Source organism: Candidatus Brachybacter algidus, assembly GCF_016707225.1.
Taxonomy (GTDB): domain Bacteria; phylum Bacteroidota; class Bacteroidia; order Chitinophagales; family Saprospiraceae; genus Parvibacillus; species Parvibacillus algidus.
This window is the reverse complement of the sequence record NZ_JADJID010000010.1, coordinates 75,071-95,005: the sequence shown is the minus strand read 5'-3', so window position 1 is coordinate 95,005 and position 19,935 is coordinate 75,071. Positions and strand designations below refer to the sequence as shown.

The 19,935-nt window shown below is 36.5% G+C and carries 15 protein-coding genes; 8 read left to right on the top strand and 7 right to left on the bottom strand.

Features of this window, described 5'->3' with window-relative positions:
* Window positions 1-138 precede the first annotated feature (138 nt).
* Both IPI15_RS19015 and IPI15_RS19010 read right to left on the bottom strand, forming a co-directional pair.
* The gene (locus tag IPI15_RS19015; protein ID WP_287421772.1) at window positions 139-1,758 is read right to left on the bottom strand and encodes a DUF1501 domain-containing protein; all 1,620 of its coding nucleotides are present in this window, start codon (window positions 1,756-1,758) and stop codon (window positions 139-141) included.
* A gap of 50 nt (window positions 1,759-1,808) precedes the next feature.
* Complete coding sequence (locus IPI15_RS19010) at window positions 1,809-3,257, bottom strand: DUF1800 domain-containing protein (protein ID WP_287401403.1); 1,449 nt, start codon at window positions 3,255-3,257, stop codon at window positions 1,809-1,811.
* A 418-nt stretch (window positions 3,258-3,675) separates the two neighbouring features.
* Between IPI15_RS19010 and IPI15_RS19005 the strand changes: the two genes are divergently transcribed.
* From IPI15_RS19005 to IPI15_RS18970, 8 genes are all read left to right on the top strand, one after another.
* Window positions 3,676-6,690, top strand: coding sequence for a SusC/RagA family TonB-linked outer membrane protein (locus tag IPI15_RS19005; RefSeq protein ID WP_287421771.1), 3,015 nt, complete (start codon window positions 3,676-3,678; stop codon window positions 6,688-6,690).
* Window positions 6,691-6,693: 3 nt separating this feature from the next.
* Complete coding sequence (locus IPI15_RS19000; protein ID WP_287421770.1) at window positions 6,694-8,019, top strand: RagB/SusD family nutrient uptake outer membrane protein; 1,326 nt, start codon at window positions 6,694-6,696, stop codon at window positions 8,017-8,019.
* Between the two features lie 22 nt (window positions 8,020-8,041).
* Window positions 8,042-9,382: a PKD domain-containing protein gene (locus IPI15_RS18995; protein WP_287401400.1), complete on the top strand. Its 1,341-nt coding sequence runs from the start codon at window positions 8,042-8,044 to the stop codon at window positions 9,380-9,382.
* 71 nt (window positions 9,383-9,453) lie between these two features.
* A complete protein-coding gene (locus tag IPI15_RS18990) occupies window positions 9,454-10,590 on the top strand; it encodes a PKD domain-containing protein (RefSeq protein ID WP_287401399.1) in 1,137 nt (378 codons plus the stop codon).
* Window positions 10,591-10,594: 4 nt separating this feature from the next.
* Complete coding sequence (locus IPI15_RS18985) at window positions 10,595-11,455, top strand: cyanophycinase (protein ID WP_287421769.1); 861 nt, start codon at window positions 10,595-10,597, stop codon at window positions 11,453-11,455.
* Between the two features lie 28 nt (window positions 11,456-11,483).
* The gene (locus IPI15_RS18980) at window positions 11,484-12,806 is read left to right on the top strand and encodes a M20/M25/M40 family metallo-hydrolase (RefSeq protein WP_287401397.1); all 1,323 of its coding nucleotides are present in this window, start codon (window positions 11,484-11,486) and stop codon (window positions 12,804-12,806) included.
* Window positions 12,807-12,878: 72 nt separating this feature from the next.
* The gene (locus tag IPI15_RS18975) at window positions 12,879-15,176 is read left to right on the top strand and encodes an FdhF/YdeP family oxidoreductase (RefSeq protein WP_287421768.1); all 2,298 of its coding nucleotides are present in this window, start codon (window positions 12,879-12,881) and stop codon (window positions 15,174-15,176) included.
* Between the two features lie 2 nt (window positions 15,177-15,178).
* Complete coding sequence (locus tag IPI15_RS18970) at window positions 15,179-15,646, top strand: PaaI family thioesterase (protein WP_287421767.1); 468 nt, start codon at window positions 15,179-15,181, stop codon at window positions 15,644-15,646.
* A gap of 74 nt (window positions 15,647-15,720) precedes the next feature.
* On the opposite strand, the gene IPI15_RS18965 is transcribed toward IPI15_RS18970, so the two are convergent.
* From IPI15_RS18965 to IPI15_RS18945, 5 genes are read right to left on the bottom strand one after another with little or no spacing between them, the layout of a single operon-like run.
* Complete coding sequence (locus tag IPI15_RS18965; RefSeq protein WP_287421766.1) at window positions 15,721-16,068, bottom strand: 4Fe-4S binding protein; 348 nt, start codon at window positions 16,066-16,068, stop codon at window positions 15,721-15,723.
* 50 nt (window positions 16,069-16,118) lie between these two features.
* Entirely contained in the window at window positions 16,119-16,913 is a 795-nt protein-coding gene (locus IPI15_RS18960) for a class I SAM-dependent methyltransferase (RefSeq protein ID WP_287421765.1), read from the bottom strand.
* Window positions 16,914-17,372 carry a type I restriction enzyme HsdR N-terminal domain-containing protein gene (locus tag IPI15_RS18955; RefSeq protein WP_287421764.1) on the bottom strand — a complete coding sequence of 153 codons (459 nt, stop codon included), beginning with the start codon at window positions 17,370-17,372 and terminating at the stop codon, window positions 16,914-16,916.
* 25 nt (window positions 17,373-17,397) lie between these two features.
* Window positions 17,398-18,603 (bottom strand): ATP-grasp domain-containing protein, encoded by a 1,206-nt coding sequence (locus IPI15_RS18950; protein WP_287401391.1) that lies wholly within the window; start codon window positions 18,601-18,603, stop codon window positions 17,398-17,400.
* Window positions 18,604-18,644: 41 nt separating this feature from the next.
* Entirely contained in the window at window positions 18,645-19,916 is a 1,272-nt protein-coding gene (locus tag IPI15_RS18945) for a glucose-1-phosphate adenylyltransferase (protein ID WP_287401390.1), read from the bottom strand.
* Window positions 19,917-19,935: the final 19 nt, after the last annotated feature.

Genomic DNA, 19,935 nt, shown 5'->3' with positions numbered 1-19,935 from the left:
CTTGTGTGCTTTTGTAATAAGTAATAACTATACAAAGGTACAAAGACATCTTATAATTTTTACTATATGTAATAAAAATAAAAAGCTCATTACCAATTTAATGGAATGAGCCTTATTATTCTTTATATTCATTAAATACTAATTCAAAACTATTTTCCCAGTAAATTCTCCACCAGTGATTCTAATCCTATAAATATATGCACCCGGCATTAACTTTCGAGATTGCTGCTTAACAGGAATACTGTATGTACCAGCTTTTTTATTCATAGGTCTATCGAGCATAATTGATTGCCCTGACAGAGAAAGCAATTCCACCATAACCATTGTATCCTTTGGGATCGTGTAATTAATAAAGACATCTCCCATTCCATAACTTGCATTGTGCGCAAAACCTGATTTAGGTTTTTCATTCACTGCCGAAACTTCCTCACAATTGAAACCAAAAGGAAGTGGATCACCAAAATCTTTTAATAAAATCTTATCGGAAATAGGGTCATCAAGACATAACCATTCTGTAAACAATGATGCATAAACTTTTCTGAAATCAACATTAAACTGCATATTTCCATCATCGTCAACATCTGTCAAGCTTGGGTGCTCTCCGATTGTTCCATTTCCTTCGAGGCTCTTTCCAAAGGCCAACATGACACTTGCAGCTCCATGATCAGTGCCCGGACCTTCATTTTGTTCGACTCTTCTTCCAAATTCAGAAAATGTAATGGCAAGAATATTTTCTTCGTGCGCTGTACCTTCGAATTCCTTCATGAAATTAGCCATAGTATCCCCCAATATATTCATTAAGTATTCATGATCCTCAATTTGGGTAGAGTGTGTATCAAATCCATCAAGTTCAACTATATATATCTTTGTCTTTAAACCACCTTTTATAAGCTTAGAAATGATCTTCATCGATTGCGGAAAACTTCTGTCTGCATAATCCAGTGTCGAATCCGGGCCATTTTCATAAGCCGTTTTGATCGTATCAATAAATTTATAAGTGCTGTTTGTTAAGATTCTAACATATTTAAGTTGATCTCCATAAGAGCAATCCGGAATATCATCTAAAGAATGAACATTTCCACTTGCAGCAAATTCTTCTATCTGATCGGCGGAAAAAGTCTCGAAACCGACTTTATCAATGTTTTCTCCAGTAAGTAAGAGAGAACTGCCTCCACCTATCTGAATAGCTGGTGGATCTATTGGCGTATTTTCAACATAATCTGGATAGATTTCTTCAATATATCTTCCTACCCAACCTGACTTTACTAAAGTATCAGAATCTGAAGCACTTGACCAAATATCAGTCGACCTGAAATGAGACAAGTTTTGCTCTGGATATCCCGCACCCAGCACTACTTTCATCATTCCATTATCCCATAATGGTTTAAGTTTGCTCAAATGAGGACTCATCGCAATCTTATCATTGAGGTTGATCATCTGATTGTCCTGATAACCAAGGTCAGGTCTTGCATTATGATATGCTGATAGCTGATCTAATGGAATAATTGTATGCAATCCATCATTTCCTCCTTTTAATCTTATCATGATAAGGATTCTTTCAGATTTTTCCAGAATCGGAGGCATAGACCATCTAGTCAATGCGGATGCGCTGATAGGTAGACCTCCTATCACGAAGCCAAGTCCCCCTGCTAAGCCAAAAGATTTTATGAATCTCCTTCTAGAAAATTCTATATGGTCTGCTTCATGTAGTTTGCCATCCTGCAGTTTTGTACCTCTTTTTTTATTTATATCGCTCATGATTATAATAATATTAATAGTTGTATAAGAAAAAAAATTAATTGAGGAGATTAACCAAGTGTAATATCCGGCAATCTTTTAAAAGTCTCAAAAAAGCGTGACATTTGAACTGAAATAAAATTAGGATCCCAATCGAGATTCCATAGGCCCTCTGCATAATAATTATCCGGTAGGTCAGCCTTAAATGCAATCAATAAATTGTCATAATCACTTTGAGAAGCTAACCCTTGTACTAAATATTGATCCGCTAAGGTCCTTACTACATACTCAACATCATTACTATCATTTGTTAATTCTTTTAGATAAGCTATTGCTTGATCTTGCTGGTTCCAGATTATGTCTGACAAAAACCAACCTGTATAAAGCCATCTAACAAGCAAGCTGCCTGAATCTATCCAAGTTTTGTTTTCCTTCCAACCAGCCACATCTACAGGTTCAAAATATGTTTGGCCTAAAGATGAACAGAACCAAATGAATGAAGGACCACTATCGTAATCCAATTGTAAGCCGAATTGCTTAAGAAAGGCGCTGAAGTATTCTGTATGACTTTTTATATGGGTGTTAAATTCTTGGGCGTCAAAAAAATGTTCAGAGGCAAATAATTTCTTATAGACAGGCAACAACTCAAAATCATTGTCTACCAGAATCTGAGCAAGTTCATTGATTATATCATTATTCACTTCAGCATTTACAAAATGAGCATAAATCTTTTTGCATGTATGTTGAGCAATTAACATTCCTTTCTTTTCAAATAGCAAATCAATTACACCATTGTAGTCAAAATTCGCTGTTTCACCAAAGATCGTCTTCTCGTCATTATCGTGGGTTTCAGGATTGTATTGAATGGTCATATTATCATAATCAAAATCATTATAACCTGTAAATGCCCTGGCTGTTTCCCGGATATCCTGCTGAGTATAACCATTGTCAAGACCAAGCGTGAATAATTCGTATAGTTCACGGGCATAATTTTCATTTGGATCCCATTTATGATTGTAAACACCGCTCAAATAGATCAACATTCCTTTATCAAGACCGATTTCACGGATCATTGTCCTAAAATTTCCCATTGCATTTCTTTGCAAAAGGTTATGATATTGATATAAATATGGTGTATAGTAATGTTCGCCCCATTGAACTACGAGGACATTACTCCAAAAAAATAGTATTTTCTCTCTGATGGGATCTTGGATACTATAATTTATCCAATCTGTCGTAAACCTGTTATATATCTGGTAATGTTCAGTATCATCTTGTTCATTGAACTGATCAGGATTCCAGTCAGCCCAGATTGGCTTATTCTGAACAGGTTTATTATGAGCATTATCTAGCGCTGAATGGACTAATTCTAACGGGCTTTGATTTAGCGCACCAATTATATCTGCCTTATTAGCTCCATATCCTAATCTGCTATAAAAATGTTTCACTCTGGATTCATTCCATGGCATATCTGTACTTGGAACATATTCTTTAAGTGTGGAGGTATTACAATCTGCCATTATCAAATAATTTTAAATTAATTCATTGGGAAAATGAAAAATGAGGAATAATGCTTAATAACTGCTAAAATAATACATATATTATTACTAATTGTAAATTTTATTAAATTTAAAGTAGAAAGGTCAATAACTTTATTTAATTCTTTGGTTGTAATTTTTAATTATATATGATTAATTAAAATATTTTCAATCAATGCGAATCCCTTAACTTATTCATTTAAAAAGGTTTGAATTCAGCTGTAATATTTCGAATTAATTAATTTGTCAAATTTAATTATTCAGATATGTTTTATTTGTTACTTTTACTTTTTGGCACAACAGAAGTTTGAGTTTTCCAATTATACATAGTTTTAAATGATTGCCAAGGAAAAAAACTTCTGTATACTGCCTACTTATAGATTTAAAATTATTATGTTATATGGCATTTAAGTATCAATATTTAAAAAAATATTTGCAATGCAGCTTGTTTTGCTTGTTTGCATTCAATTTTCAGATAAGTCCTATACATGCAGAGACAAGAGTATTCAAAAATGCTTTCAAAGATATTGAGATTTCAGGAAGAGTAACAGATGAAGATGGCTTGACTTTGCCTGGTGTAAGTATTAAACCTGTTGGTCAGGCAGGTGGCTCAATAACGGATGTTAATGGTAATTATACCATTAGTGTACCTAATAGTACTACATTATTAGAGTTCACATATGTTGGATTTCTTGCTCAAAAGGTAGAAATAAATGGCAGAAAAACAATTGACGTAATTCTTAAAACAGACATTAAACTCTTGAATGAAGTTGTAGTTGTCGGATATGGAGTTGAACAGAAAAAAACTCTTACCGGCTCAGTGGGCATCATTAAAGGCGAGTCGTTGAAAGACCTTCCAGTACCAACCATAGATGGAATATTACAGGGACAAACTACCGGTGTGCAAGTGACGCAGAACTCCGGTACTCCGGGTGGTGGCATGTCTGTGAGAATCAGGGGTGTTAGTTCCATAGGTGGTTCCAGTCAGCCGCTTTATGTAATAGATGGTATCCCGGTCACTACCGGTGACTTCGCTCAGATAGGTTATGAAGGTCAAGGCGTAAATCAGCTATCTGACCTAAATCCAAATGATGTAGAATCAATAAGTATTCTTAAAGATGCTGCTGCTGCTTCTATATATGGGGCAAGAGCTTCAAATGGAGTAGTGCTCATTACGACCAAAAGAGGAAGTAATAAGAAATCATCTGTAAATTTCAGTGCAAGCTATGGTTGGCAACAAGCAGCTAATCAACTTGATATGTTGAATGCACGTGATTGGAAATTATATAGAAATGATCTGGCGAAAGCTGAAATATTTTCAGCTGAACAAATAGCTGATAATAAGGTCGATGTTAACTGGCAGGATGTAATATTTCGAACTGCGCCTATGGCTAACTATGAACTTTCTGCTTCCGGTGGTGACGAAAAAACTAAATTTTTTATAAGTGGTAATTTATTTGACCAGGAAGGTATTCTGATCGGCACGGATTACAGAAGAATAAATGGACGCGTTAACCTTGATCACAAAGTTAATGAGAGACTTAATATTGGTACCAGCATTGGACTAACTTATGCTAAAACGAATCGGGTAGAAGGCGATCAGACTTTACAAGGTCCTTTGCCAAATGGTATATCAACGCCGGCCATTTTTCCAGTTTTTAATGAAGATGGCTCTTACAATCAGGGAGGACCATACTCTAATGCCTTATCTATAGCCAATGAAGCAATAAACGAAAACTTTTCTTACAGAGGAATCGGGAACGTATACGCTGACTACAGGATATTAAAAGGATTAACCTTTTCAACTAAATGGGGTGTTGACTTTATAAACTTCAGGGAACATGCCTACGAATCAACTAAAACAGTTCAAGGAGCAAAATACAATGGTCTTGGTTTTGAGACTTTTACGAATGTTCTTAACATTGTCTCCAACAATACGCTGAAGTACCAGTTCGATATAGATAAAAGTAAGATCGAACTTTTAGGTGGTTATTCATTTGAAAAAAGAGAAGCAAGAAGTTCTTTTATTAGAGCTCAAGATTATGCAGATCCTAGTCTTCAATATATAAATTCTGCATCTACAATCGTTTCTGCTAGCTCTGGCGGCTCTGACAGTGGCATCCGATCATTCTTTGGTCGTGCGAATTATAATTTTGCTGACAAATATATTTTATCACTAACAGGAAGACTAGATGGATCATCAAGATTCAGTCAAAACAATCGGAATGGCTTTTTTCCGGCAGCCTCTGTGGGATGGAGAATATCTGAAGAAGAATTTTTCAAGGTCAATAATATTTCAGAGTTGAAAGTAAGAGCGAGTTATGGACTCACAGGAAATGACGATATCCCAGCCTTCCTTTATGCTGAATTATATGGAAATACTACATATGCTGGCCAACCAGCAGTATATCCAAGTAACATCCCTAATCCGGATTTGAAGTGGGAGACAACAATTCAAACAAACATTGGCCTAGATTTGGGATTATTTAAAGATAGAATTCAGGTCACACTAGATGTTTATAATAAAAAAACCAAAGATTTATTACTAAGCAGGCCATTACCTCCATCTTCTGGTTTTTCTTCCATTACAGAAAATATAGGTGAAGTAGAAAATAAAGGGTTCGAATTTTCTTTAACTACGGATAATTTAAAGGAAAGTAAACTTCAATGGTCAACGAGACTTAATTTTTCTATGAATAGAAACAAAGTCTTGAAACTATACAATGGCCAAGCTATTGATGATCTAGGTCGAGGTAGCAATAGAATAGAAGAAGGTCAACCTATTGGTATATTTTATAGCTATGAATGGCTTGGTGTTGATCCTTCTACCGGAGATGTAGTATATGCTGATAAAAACTTCGATGGGGTCATTACTTCTGCTGATCGCACTCGAATAGGTAATCCTCATCCTGATTTTATATATGGTATCACTAATAATTTAAGATACGGCAATATTGATATGTCTTTCTTCTTTCAAGGTTCACAGGGTAATGACGTATTCAACGGCTCAAGGTTATATCTTGAATCACTGCAAGGAGGTGATAATCAATTGGAAGCTATCAATAGAAGGTGGCAACAAGTTGGAGACATTACAGATATCCCTAGAGCTACAAATGATCCTACAGCTGCTTCGCAAAATAAAAGAGTTTCATCACGATTCCTTGAAGATGGTTCATACTTAAGATTGAAAAACCTGACATTGGGATATAATTTCAATAGAGAAAAATTATTTAATGGTAAAATAAATGCATTGCGGATCTATTTCACTGGTCAAAACTTATTGACATTTACCAATTATAGCGGACTAGATCCAGAAGTAAACTATAGAGGAAATGATAATGCGGTGATCGGAACAGACTTTTTTACATATCCTCAAGCCAGAAGCTTTACTTTTGGTATAAATGCTACATTCTAAATCATGAAAAAAATATTCATATACATTTTATTGGCTATCAGCATCGCATCTTGCGATGTACTTGATGTAGACCCTACAAATTCTATACCGGCATCAGAAGCATTCAAAACAAAATCGGATGCTGAAAGAGGTGTACTCGGTGCATATAATAGTTTACAGAGTTTAAGTTACTATGGCAGAGCCTATGGCATTTTTTCAGATCTAGCTTCTGACAATCTTGTCCATCCACCAAATGCAACTGCAATAGAATATACTGAAGTTGATAACAACGCAATTCTTCCTGAAAATGCTTCTGTTGATGGTATATGGTCAGCGCTTTATGATGGATTAAACGTGGCAAATAATGTCATTGCTAAAATCCCTGGAATGAGCGCACTTAATGAAGATGATAAGAATAAAGCACTTGGCGAACTTTACTTTCTTAGGGCATTGACACATTTTAATTTAATGAATTATTTTGGAGGTATTCCTTTGAAGACGACACCAACCATAGGTCTTTCTCAGATAAATGCAGGTAGGGATTCACCGGATGTAGTTTTTGATCAAATAATAAAAGACTTGATATTTGCATCTGAAAATTTGCAATCTTCAAGTCAGAAAATAAGGGCATCTAAAGATGCTGCAAATGCACTTTTAGCTAGAGTATATTTATATAAAAAAGATTACAACAATGCCATCATTTATGCTACGAAAGTAATAGATGGCAAAAGTTCCACGCTGTTACCTAATTACATTGATATTTTTGCAACAGATGGGTCAGCAGAAACGATCTTTGAAGTAGATTTTACTCCCTTAGATAGAAATAGAATAGCAGAGTATAATTTCCCTTTGACCAAAAATGGTAGAGGAGAAGTAGCGCCTTCTGCTGCTTTTATTTCTACTTATGATGCAAATGACAAAAGATTGAATGCAACTATCGCATATTCAGGTACTACTCCATATGTGATCAAATACGACGATTTGTCAACAGGCGGCGATAATGTCATTGTATTAAGATTGGCCGAGATGTATCTGATAAGAGCAGAGAGTAATGCCAGATTAAGTACAAATGTTAATCAGATCCAAAGTGATATAAATATCATTAGAAATAGAGCCGGCTTGAATGCAATATCGATCTCTGACTATCCTCAGTTGATCACAGCGATAGAGCAGGAACGGAGATGGGAACTCGCATTCGAAGGACATCGGTGGTTCGATCTGGTAAGAACCGGCAGAGCATTGGACCTGTTGCCAACAGTGAAAAATATTAATCAAACTTTATTTCCTATACCACAAAGTGAATTAATTACTAACAACAACCCGGGCATGACGCAAAATCCGGGATATTAATCAAACATATAAAAAATTCAAAATGAAACAAATACGTATTTTTTTACCAGTTTTATTGTTTTGCCTGGCACTATTTATAGGCTGCAAAAAAGATGAAGATATTCCTAAGACCAATGGCGCCTTTACGACAAGTAAAACAACTGTAACTGTAGATGAGGAGATTACTTTTACCAATACTTCCGTAAATGCCACTTCTTATACTTGGAGCTTCGGAGATGGAACTACTTCTGTGGAAGCTTCACCAAAAAAATCTTGGGCAGTATCAGGAGTTTATAATGTTACTCTATCGGCTACAGGAGCAGGTGGAAATACTATATCAAACGCTACGATAACAGTTACACCATTGACTGCTTTTACAGTTGAGAATGAAAGTGGGCTCTCAAGTGGCAGTCCTGTTCAGTTCACTAACAACTCAAAGGGAGCTGCATCGTATGAATGGAGTTTTGGTGATGTTGCTAATAGCAAATCTACCGATGCAAATCCTACATTCACTTATGCTGCAGGAGGAACTTATACTGTTACTCTGAAATCTACTGGAGCTGGTGGATCGACAATGGCTACAAAAGATATTACAGTGACCACTATTGCTTCAAATAAAGAATTATATTTCATTGAATTGTCAGCAGCAACTATTAATAAAGTGTTATTGAAAAGTGGAGAAACTCCTTCCGTTGTGGCCGATATTACTGCCAAAGGTGGCGTAGGTATTGCATATGATGCTGTTAATAGCAAAATATATTTTAGTGATTTTGAAGTGACTGGAGAAGGGAAAATTTGGAGGATGAACTTAGATGGAAGCGGAATGGAAGCAATCGTAACAGGTTTAACTGATCCTTACAGCATCGCATTGAATGTAGCAGGTGGTAAAATATACTGGGCAGATGATCTGGGTAACATATCAAGTGCAAATTTGGACGGTACAGGTGTTGTCACGAGTTTAATTAACATCCCTGATGGTCAGATGAGAGGTCTAGATTTTGATAACAAAAACAATAAACTTTATTTCTATGAAGTAAATGGTGAAAACTTATACGTTGCAAACGCCGATGGAACTAATGTTTCAGTTTTAATAGCAGGCATATACGGGTATTCAATTTTCGTAGATGAAGTCAATGATAAATTATATTATGATGATCGCACAAATGCTGCTTTGCAGAGATCAAATTTGGATGGAACAGGCAGTACTGTAATAGTTGCAGCACCTTCTACAAGGATTTTTGGTATTGCAATAGATGACTCTACCAACAAACTTTATTGGGCTGATAGAGACGCTGGTGAAATGAAAAGAGCCAATTTGGATGGAACATCTCCGGAAACAATTTTAAGCAGCTTACAAAGCCCTAGAGGAATTTTTATTAAATAACAAACTGACATAGACCGGGATATTCGTTCGAAATCCTGGTCTATGTCTATTTTATTTTTAAACAAAATCGAATGAATTTATTTCGAAATATACTAATGCTGTTTATAGCAGTTATCTTTTTAGATGGATGTAAGGATGATGATTTTCCTGTTCCCCCAGCCAGCACTGTGCCACAATTTACTTTTATTATTGATAATGAATCGACTGCACCGGCCAATGTGGTTTTTACCAATACATCAATAGTGCCTGTGAATGCGGGAATTCCTGATTATACTTGGAGTTTTGGAGATAATTCCTTCTCAAAAGACGTAAACCCTTCTCATATTTTTGAAAAGGCTGGTGTATACAATGTAAAACTTGTTGTTATTACCTCAGTTTCTAATGAGATCAAAGAAGTAACTAAGACGATCCTTGTTAAGGATCCAAATGCTTCTGGTGTGCCCGTTTATTTTACCAATGGGACAAAGATATTTCGCGGCTTAGTTAATTCCCAAAGTCCGGTGATGGAGCAACTTCCTGTTAGTTCGATCCAGGGTACTTATGGAATGGTTATAGACACGATAAATTCAAAATTATATATCTCAGATGTCGATGCCGGTACAATTGTGCAATCAGATCTGGATGGTAAAAATGAAAAGGTATTCAGAAGTGGTATCGATACACCAAATGGCCTTGTAATCGACTATCTTAACCAGCAACTTTATTGGGATACTTCGACGGGTGTTCAGAGAGCTGATCTCACAAATTCTGATGAGCATCAGATAGAAGATTTCGTGACAGGCCAGGCAAATGATCCTGAAGATGTAGCCATTGATGCGCTCAACAGGACATTGTATTGGATCAATTATAATGGCGGTATCTGGATGAAAAACTTAGATGGAAGTGGCGAGAAAGAGATTATACCATTAGTAGAAGGTGGAAGTATTCTTGTAGTTGGAAATAGAATCTATTTTGACTTTTATAATGGCAGCGGTGATATTCAAATAAAATCCGCAGATCTGGATGGAGGAAATATCGCAGTCTTGGCTACAGGTATCACCAGAATTGTTTATGGATTAGATTACGAACCATCCGGTAAAAAAATATATTGGGGTGACAGAAATGCAGGTACAATCAGAAGAGCAAATCTTGATGGAAGCAATGCTGAAGCCTGGTATGTAGCTGCCGGAAGTAGTCCCAGAGGAATAGTATTTGGCAAACAACCTTAAGAAAATGCTTAAAAAAAATTCATTTTTATTTTCTATAGTTCTCATTATTTTATGCATTGCATTTAATACTACAGTGGGACAAAATAAAGGCAAACAAGGAAAATTATTCATTATAGGCGGAGGTCATAAGCCTGCATCAATGATCAACAAAATGATAGATGCTTCAGGGTTGCATTCAGGAGGTTATGCTGTCGTGCTGCCTATGTCAAGCGAAGAACCATGGCCTTCCACTATAGATATTCAAGAACAATTTGCTGAGGCTGGTTTTAAGAGAATTTATGGTGTGATGTTCAAAAAATCTGATTTAAGCGACAAAACTAAACTTGATTCAGTGGCCAATGCAAAATTCATTTTCATTAGTGGAGGAGATCAATCCAGGTTTATGGACCTGGTGGCTGGAAGTAAACTTGAAACGGCTATTCATACAGCCTTTGAAAATGGAACTACAATAGCCGGAACAAGTGCAGGTGCTGCTATGATGTCAGAAATCATGATCACTGGTAATCAATTGAAAGATACAGCCTACAATGCGACCTTTAAAACGATTGTCCCTGATAATATTGAAACAAGAAAAGGACTTGGTTTAATAAAAAATGCCATCATCGATCAGCATTTTGTGATCAGAAGCAGGCACAATAGACTCTTAAGCGCAATATTGCAATATCCTGACATGCAAGGAATTGGCATAGATGAATCTACAGCAATTTTGGTAGATGGAGGTAACGTTGAGGTGGTAGGTTTGTCTCAGGTGCTTGTATTTTCAAATCCCGGTAATACTCAAAAGGTAGTTAACGGAAAGTATGGAGCTAGAGGACTTACTCTAGACATCTATCTTCCCGGTGAAAAATTTAAGTTGGGGAAGTAACCTGAATATTTAACAAATACATTAAAAGATGAAATGTTCTCTGACTAAACCGCCTGGGTTTTTATTAATATTATTAGGACTATTCATTGCTATGAATGCATACAGTCAAGTATCTAAGATTGAGAAAAAGATAGTAAAATCAATCGATAATAATTCGAATACTGCACTTGAATTTTTAAAAGAAGTGGTAAACATCAACAGCGGCACGCTCAACTTGAAGGGTGTAAAGCAAGTTGGAGATAAGTTTTCTGAAGAATATCAAAAGTTAGGTTTTGAGGTAAAATGGGTTCCCGGAGAATCATTTGGTAGGGCAGGACATCTTGTTGCTACAAAGTTAAGTCCCAAAGGCCCGAAGATATTGATGATTGGCCATCTGGACACTGTCTTTGAGTTAGACAGCCCCTTTCAGAAATACACTATGGCTAATGACAGCATGATGCATGGTCCTGGTGCCTTAGATATGAAAGGAGGAAACGTCATCATGTTACTCGCATTGCAGGCACTTTCAGAAAATAAATTGTTGGATGATTTGTCGATTATGGTATTTTTAGTGGGCGATGAAGAATTGAGCGGAGAACCATTAGCCCTATCAAAGAAGGAATTAATAGAAGCTGGTAAGTGGGCAGATATTGCTATTGGGTATGAAGATGGTGATGGAACTTCTGAAAATGCAAATATCTCAAGAAGAGGATCGGCAGATTGGACATTAACAGTAAAAGGGGTAGCAGCACATTCATCCCAAATATTTCAGAAAGATATTGGCGCAGGAGCAATATTTGAAACATCTAGAATTCTAAATGAATTTTATTTAGAATTAAGTAAAGAAGAGAACCTCACTTTTAACCCTGGTATAATCATTGGTGGAAACCAGGCTGAATTTGACCCTAAATCAAATACAGGTAAGGCATTTGGAAAAAATAATATAGTTTCACAGGATGTAATCGTCAGAGGAGATATGCGTGCAGTTTCGAGAGAACAGCTTTTGCGAGCTCGAAATATAATGCAAAACATTCTAAAAAATAATTATCCAAATACCTCCGCTAATATTGATTTTGGAGACGATGGTTATCCACCTATGACAATGAATCAAGGAAATAAACATTTGTTGGAGATATTTAGCAAAGCAAGCCAGGATCTCGGTTTTGGGCAAGTCTTCCCTGTAAATCCTCGAAATTCCGGTGCTGCAGATATTTCATTTGTTGCAGATGATGTAGAAATGGCTATTGATGGAATGGGTCTTTCAGGTACTGGAGGTCACACGATCGAGGAAACTGCCAACATAAAATTTCTACCAATAGAGGCAAAAAGAAGTGCAGTATTGTTGTATCGTTTGTCTAAATTAAATTTATAATTTTATATTACTGGTTATTACTCATCTTCTTATTACTAAATTCCTTAGTTTTATATTATAAATGCATGGGATATGAAAGAAGTAGATGAAGTAGAAAAATTAATGCCAGAGGAGATGCTCGAGATTAAACTCAGTAATCCAATTGAAAAAGCTGTGGGAATGCCGGCTGTTATCAGTTCAATAAAGCATGTTCTCGCTGAAATGCCTGCTAGTCGTGGTTTTAAAGCATTAAATTACCTTAATCAGTTTGATGGTGTTGACTGCCCGGGTTGTGCATGGCCTGATCCTGATGACGAACGATCAGCTCTTGGCGAATATTGCGAAAATGGTGCTAAAGCAATTGCTGAAGAAGCAACAACCAAATTAGTGACGCCAGATTTTTTTGCTCAACATTCCATCGAAGAAATGTTGAATTGGACTGATTACGAACTCGGAAAATCCGGTCGTATTACCCATCCGATGTATTTGCCACAAGGTGGCACACATTATCAGCCGATCGAATGGGATGAAGCCTTCAATCTTATAGCTCGAAATCTAAATCAACTCAATTCACCCCATGAAGCAATATTTTATACTTCTGGAAGAACAAGCAACGAAGCTGCATTTCTTTATCAATTATTTGTAAGATCTTTTGGTACTAACAATCTACCTGACTGCAGTAATATGTGCCACGAATCGAGTGGGGTAGCGCTTGGAGAGACTATTGGTATCGGCAAGGGCACAGTTAAACTCGAAGACTTTTACCATACAGATCTCATTATCATAGCAGGACAAAATCCGGGCACAAATCATCCTCGAATGCTTTCAGCCTTGAAAAAAGCAAAAAGAAATGGTGCCAAAATTATAGCTATTAATCCTATGCGCGAAGCTGGATTGATATCTTATGCTGATCCACAGACGGCTTCAGGACTTCTGGGACAATATGCACCCCTTGCAGACCTTTATCTTCAGGTTAAGATCAACGCTGATCTCTCTTTATTTAAAGCTATTGCAAAGATCATTCAAAAAAGACAAAAGACAGACGGCAATATTTTTGATCTTTCCTTCATCAAGGATCACACCCATGGATATGATGAATATATTAAATGTTTAGATGAGTATTCCATTGAGGAGCTGATCAGTCACACAGGTCTAGATAGTAAAGATGTATATGAAGCTGCAGACCTTATTGCCTTGAAACCAAATATCATCCTATGCTGGGCAATGGGTTGGACTCAACACAAAAATGCAGTTGAAACGATTCAGGAAGGAGTTAATTTATTGCTTTTAAAAGGCAGTATAGGGAAACCTTTTGCTGGAGCCTGCCCTGTGCGAGGTCATTCAAATGTGCAGGGCGATCGAACTATGGGTATATATGAAAAGCCCCCCAAGGCTTTTTTGGATCGATTAGATGAAGTTTATGATACAAAGTTTCCAAGAGAAAATGGATTTGATACTGTTGAAGCAATTCTGGCAATGAAAGAAGGCAAAGGAAAAGTATTCATCGCAATGGGTGGAAACTATCTTTCAGCAACACCGGATACGGTATTGACAGCCAATGCATTAAGAAATACAAACCTGACCGTTCAAATTTCTACAAAACTTAATCGGAGCCATGTGGTCCATGGGTCAGAAGCATTGATCCTACCTTGTTTTGGCAGGACAGATCTTGATATTAAAAATGAAGTGAAGCAATTCGTGACGGTGGAAGATTCAATGGGAGTTGTTCATCAAAGCAATGGCAATCTGAATCCAACGAGCGACCAGATGTTGTCTGAAGTTGAGATCGTTGTTCGAATTGCAAAAGCTACATTAAAGAAGAATGTTAAAATAAATTGGGATGATTACCTAAATCATTACGACCATATCCGCAATGATATTGAAAAATCAATCCCTGGATTTAATGATTATAATAAAAGGGTCCGTCAAAAAGGAGGTTTCTACCTGCCAAATGCTGCCAGATACAATGAATATAATACAGGAACAGGTAAAGCAAATTTTACGGTAACTACCCCAGAACCATTCAACTTAAATAAAGGGGAAATGATCATGATGACCGTAAGGAGCCACGATCAGTTCAATACAACTATTTATGGTCTTAATGATAGATATCGTGGCATTACAAATGAACGTAGAGTCATTTTTGTCAATGAAATGGAAATGAAAAAACGTGGTTTAGGCAAACTTGAAAAAGTAAATCTGGTATCAACTTATGGTGGAATAAGGCGAATCGTTCATAACTTTCTTGTGATTCCTTATAACCTGCCAAATGAATGTTGCGCTTCTTACTTCCCTGAGACTAATCCATTAGTGCCTATCACTGAAACAGCGAAAAAGAGCAATACCCCGATATCCAAATCTGTCATAATCACTATTGAAAAACAAAGCTGATATTGGAAAGAAGTACTTGGAATCAAGATAAGGCAGAACACATCATTCAGAAACTTATGTTGAGCAATGACGCATTTAGCCAATGGATGGGCATAGAAGTTGTTGAGATTTCACCGATATCGGTAATATTATCAATGGTAATTACAGAAGAGATGACGAATGGATTTGGTATAGCCCATGGTGGCATAATTTATAGTGTTTGTGACAGCGCTTTGGCCTTTGCATCCAATGCATATGGAAGACAAGCCGTATCAATCGAAACATCTATATCTCATCTCAAACCTTTGAAAATAGGCAATAGAGTGACAGTTACTTCTTACACCAAAAGAATATCAGGAACACTTGGACATTTTGAGGTGCTTGCTCATGATCAAACTAATGCGCTTGTTGGGATTTTTAAAGGAACTGTATTTTACAATGGAAAAGAATGGAATTCTTACGTAAAAAATGATAGTCAGTATAATAGTTAACCAGTTGACTAGTATTATAGTTAACCAGTTCGTTAGTATAACTTAAACTCTAATACTCTAATACTATTATACTTTTAAACATGTAATTTTTCCTTTCGTCCGAGAAGAATCTCATTGCTTTCTCTACGATCAGGATCAGGGACGCAGCAATCCACAGGGCAAACTGCAGCGCATTGAGGTTCTTCGTGAAAACCAACACATTCAGTGCATTTATCCGGTACGATAAAATAGTAGTCATCAGATACCGGGGTTTGTAATGCATCATATTTTACAATAGTGCCATCCTCAAGTTGATATTCACCAACTACTCCGGTACCGTCCTTAATGGCCCATTCTATGCCACCTTCATAGATCGCATTATTGGGACACTCCGGCTCGCAGGCACCACAATTAATACATTCATCGGTGATAATAATAGCCATGACTTATAATTTTTTGCAAATATAGGAAACATCAATGAATCCCAAAATGTTCATTTGTCGTTCTTTAAAGTAAAGTAAACGGCCGTTGTATAAAAATTTCTAAAAAAAGGAAGATCTTTCAATCCAGCAATTACCTTTTTTACTTTAAGTTTAAATTTATATTGATATATTGGATTTATAAAAAACATGGTCATATCCTCAATTGAGAAGTATTTACTAGCTATTTTGTCAAACCTTTCTATGCTAATGCCAGTATCATCCAATTCCATCAATTCTTTTACGGTGGATTCTGGTTCACCAAAAGATTTCAAAATGCTTTTGTATAAAAATCTTGGTAATAAATGAATCCAGGGCAACTTGGACAATACTTTACTTTTAACGATCTGTTGATGACCACCAAAAGGCATATACCAGGGAGGAAAGGCAAAAAATAATATTCCTCCGGGTTTAGATAGCTTCTTTAACTCTGGAATAATCTTTTCCTGGTCTGGGATGTGTTCTATGACATCCTTTAGTATAATGAGGTCAAATGACTTTAATTTATCTTTCATTGGATCAATGTCATAAATATTCCTGACAATGAATTCAATCTGGCCCGCTTCTACTTCTTTTTCAAAAAAACTAAGTGCAGTATCAACTCTTTTTTGTTCCAACTCGATCCCTGTGCAATGATGTCCTAATTCCAAAAAAGCTTTCAATACTCCTGCTTCACCACATCCTACTTCTAAAACTCTAAGTGGCGGTGTCATATCCATCTTCCCTTTAAGATATGGAATAATATGATCCTTTGAAGTTAGGTATTGAATTTTAAAATAAGTCTCTATATCAGAATGAAATTCAAGCATTTAACGTAGTTTAAGTAAAGGAAACTCTAGTACCTCAGTACTTGTTTTTGTCTCAAAATCTATATGGTATATCATTGCCATTATACCATTGGATATGAGCAACCAAGGCGCAAAAATAACATTATTATAGAAAGCGACCTGATCCATTGTTTTCTGAGTAAGTTTGACTGAAGGAGCCTTCGTTTCTATGATCATCTGTGGCTCACCATTGTTATTGAAAATTATAAGATCAGTCCGTTTTTTCAATCCGTTCTTTTTAATTTCAAATTCTGTTCTCATGAGTCCAATAGGGATATTATAATCTCTAATGAGTTTAGCTATAAGACTCTGTCTAACACTTTCTTCAGGGGTTACTGACAGATAAACTTTACGCGTCAAATCAAGATAGCAAGGACCTTTTTCTCGATTTGTAATGGTAAGCTCTTGTGCAAATGGCAAGAGGTCGAAATGTATTGGCATTTATTCATTTGGTCCTGAAAGAAATTCAGGATTTTGAAGAAGCTTTCGCCGGAGCGCTAGCATGGTACTTGTTTTTTATTAAGTCAGCATATTTATCCAGAAGTTCTAAAACCTTTTTTTCACTCTTTGATTTCACTATGACTCCAATATGATTATCTAGATGAAGTTTCCAAACAACTTCAGGATCATCAAATTCCTCATATCCGGCTCTAAGATTCTTGCATAAAGAGATTATGATTCCGGAATAGTTTTTCATTTTTTTTGGTGTCACATAACTAGAACCATTAGCTGCATGATCTTCAACCTTGGCCCATTCCTTCCATAGCTGGACTCCGCTGGCAAAGTAAACCATTTCAGCGAGATTAGCTCCTCCAACTCGACTGGCTGTTTCCAAAAAGTAAAACTGACCATCCTCATGGCATTTGATAAATTCTGTATGAGATGCGCTGTAGTTCATACCAAAAGCTTTCATTACGTCTTCATTCATTTTTTGAAGAGCCTTATCATCTTCACTGCCATGTGCTACTGTAGCTGATCGAAAAATTCCCCCACCATGAGCTACTTCAAACGGAGTGCTCAAATATTTGCTTACCTGGCAAAAAACCACTTTTCTATTATCATTTATTGCGTCAACATGATAAACGTCTCCCGGCCGAAATTGCTCGATGAGATAATTATGTCTTTTTTGACCTAGAGCATCTATGATATTCCAAACTTGCTCTGATGTATGACATTTCTCTATTCCTGTAGCAGATGCTTCTGATCGGGGTTTAATTAACCAAGGTGCCTTAACTGTTTTGAGATAATTGTCTACTTCCGCATCATTAAATAGTCCTATAAAGGCTGGCACATTTATCCCAGCTTCAGCAGCCTTAACCCGCATAGCAAGTTTATCTCTGAAATGACGTCCCGTCGTCTGTCCCATACCTGGTAATCTGAAGGTTTCTCTCACTAATGCCGCCTTTTCTACATCAAAGTCATCTAAAGCTACAACGCGATCGATCTTTCTGGAACGCATGAGATATGCAGTACCTCCTATCAGATCGTCCAAATTCCAATCATCATTTGGTTTTTCCTGGATGTAAAATATTTCATCGATATGTGAAGTAGGCCAAGGTTTTCCTTCAAGACCTCTTGAGGTCACAAGAAACACCGTATTACCAGCTTCCTTGCAAGCAATTAGGAAGTCTGCACCTTTGAAAAAACTTGAAATACATAAAAAAGTAGCCATATACTTAATTTATCTAAATTTTAATTTAATGATGCCAAGGCCTAAACCCCGATTGTTGTTCCATTTTCAATAACTGCATTTTTCTTCACAACTACAATTCCATCCACAATGCAATAACTTTCTGCCTCCATATTCTCAAGTGCCACACTTCCCACTATGCGAACGTTGGAACCTATGCGCGCGTTTTTGTCTACAATAGCGTTTTCAATATAACTATCATTTCCTATGCCCATTGCGATGCCCCCTTTATTATCAACTATATCTTCTATAGATTCAAAATAGTCGTTACCCATCAATATTGCACTCTTGATTACAGTATTATTACCGATTCTTGACCGAATTCCAATCACTGCCCTTTCAATACTTTTAGCATGTATTATCGCTCCTTCAGAAATGATCGAATAATTGATGATTGAACCAAATACCTTAGATGGAGGCAACATTCTACCTCGGGTATATACTACTTTCTGGTTATCAAATAAATTGAATTGTGGTACATTATCTGTCAATTCAAGATTTGCATCAAAAAATGACCTGATATTCCCTATATCTGTCCAATATCCTTCATATTGGTAACTAACTACCTTTCTGTTATCTTGGATTGCCACCGGTATGATTTCTTTACCAAAATCATCTGCATCAGGATTTTGCTCAAATAACTCCTCTAATGCCTTTCTATTGAAAATATAAATTCCCATAGAAGCAAGATAGTTTTTTCCTGAATTCATGTTTTTATCAGAAACAACTGAAGTCCAATCATCTAAAATATCAGCATTAGGCTTTTCTATGAATCTTGGGATACAGCTATTTTCATCGACTTTCATTATCCCAAAACTTGTTGCATCAAATGCATTCACAGGAATAGTGGCGATCGTCAATTCAGCTTCTGAATCAATATGAAATTGAGCCATAGCCTCGAAATCCATTTGATAAAGTTGGTCTCCGGAAAGGATAAGGATGTAATCATGATCATGATTCTTCAAGTGATGCATTGATTGCCTTACAGCGTCCGCTGTGCCTTGAAACCACCTGTCATTGCCGGCTGTCTGCTCTGCAGCAAGGATATCTACAAATCCATGTGAGAAAATATCAAAATGGAAAGTGTTTTTAATGTGCTTATTTAAAGAAGCCGAGTTGTACTGGGTTAAAACGAACATCCGTTTGACACCTGAGTTCAAACAGTTGGATATCGGGATGTCAATCAATCTATACTTACCACCAATGGATACTGCAGGCTTTGATCTACTTTTTGTTAAGGGATATAATCTGCTTCCGGCTCCTCCGCCAAGAATGAGGCTTATCATTTTTATCATTTCAATATAAATTTCTGGT

Excerpts from the sequence above, each read along its gene's own strand:
- IPI15_RS18975 (WP_287421768.1), top strand. The coding sequence starts at position 12,879 with ATGAAAGAAGTAGATGAAGTAGAAAAATTAATGCCAGAGGAGATGCTC.
- IPI15_RS19000 (WP_287421770.1), top strand. The coding sequence starts at position 6,694 with ATGAAAAAAATATTCATATACATTTTATTGGCTATCAGCATCGCATCT.
- IPI15_RS18995 (WP_287401400.1), top strand. The coding sequence starts at position 8,042 with ATGAAACAAATACGTATTTTTTTACCAGTTTTATTGTTTTGCCTGGCA.
- IPI15_RS18980 (WP_287401397.1), top strand. The coding sequence starts at position 11,484 with ATGAAATGTTCTCTGACTAAACCGCCTGGGTTTTTATTAATATTATTA.
- IPI15_RS18985 (WP_287421769.1), top strand. The coding sequence starts at position 10,595 with ATGCTTAAAAAAAATTCATTTTTATTTTCTATAGTTCTCATTATTTTA.
- IPI15_RS18990 (WP_287401399.1), top strand. The coding sequence starts at position 9,454 with ATGAATTTATTTCGAAATATACTAATGCTGTTTATAGCAGTTATCTTT.
- IPI15_RS19005 (WP_287421771.1), top strand. The coding sequence starts at position 3,676 with ATGGCATTTAAGTATCAATATTTAAAAAAATATTTGCAATGCAGCTTG.
- IPI15_RS18955 (WP_287421764.1), bottom strand. The coding sequence starts at position 17,372 with ATGCCAATACATTTCGACCTCTTGCCATTTGCACAAGAGCTTACCATT.
- IPI15_RS18965 (WP_287421766.1), bottom strand. The coding sequence starts at position 16,068 with ATGGCTATTATTATCACCGATGAATGTATTAATTGTGGTGCCTGCGAG.
- IPI15_RS19015 (WP_287421772.1), bottom strand. The coding sequence starts at position 1,758 with ATGAGCGATATAAATAAAAAAAGAGGTACAAAACTGCAGGATGGCAAA.
- IPI15_RS18950 (WP_287401391.1), bottom strand. The coding sequence starts at position 18,603 with ATGGCTACTTTTTTATGTATTTCAAGTTTTTTCAAAGGTGCAGACTTC.
- IPI15_RS18960 (WP_287421765.1), bottom strand. The coding sequence starts at position 16,913 with ATGCTTGAATTTCATTCTGATATAGAGACTTATTTTAAAATTCAATAC.
- IPI15_RS18945 (WP_287401390.1), bottom strand. The coding sequence starts at position 19,916 with ATGATAAAAATGATAAGCCTCATTCTTGGCGGAGGAGCCGGAAGCAGA.
- IPI15_RS19010 (WP_287401403.1), bottom strand. The coding sequence starts at position 3,257 with ATGGCAGATTGTAATACCTCCACACTTAAAGAATATGTTCCAAGTACA.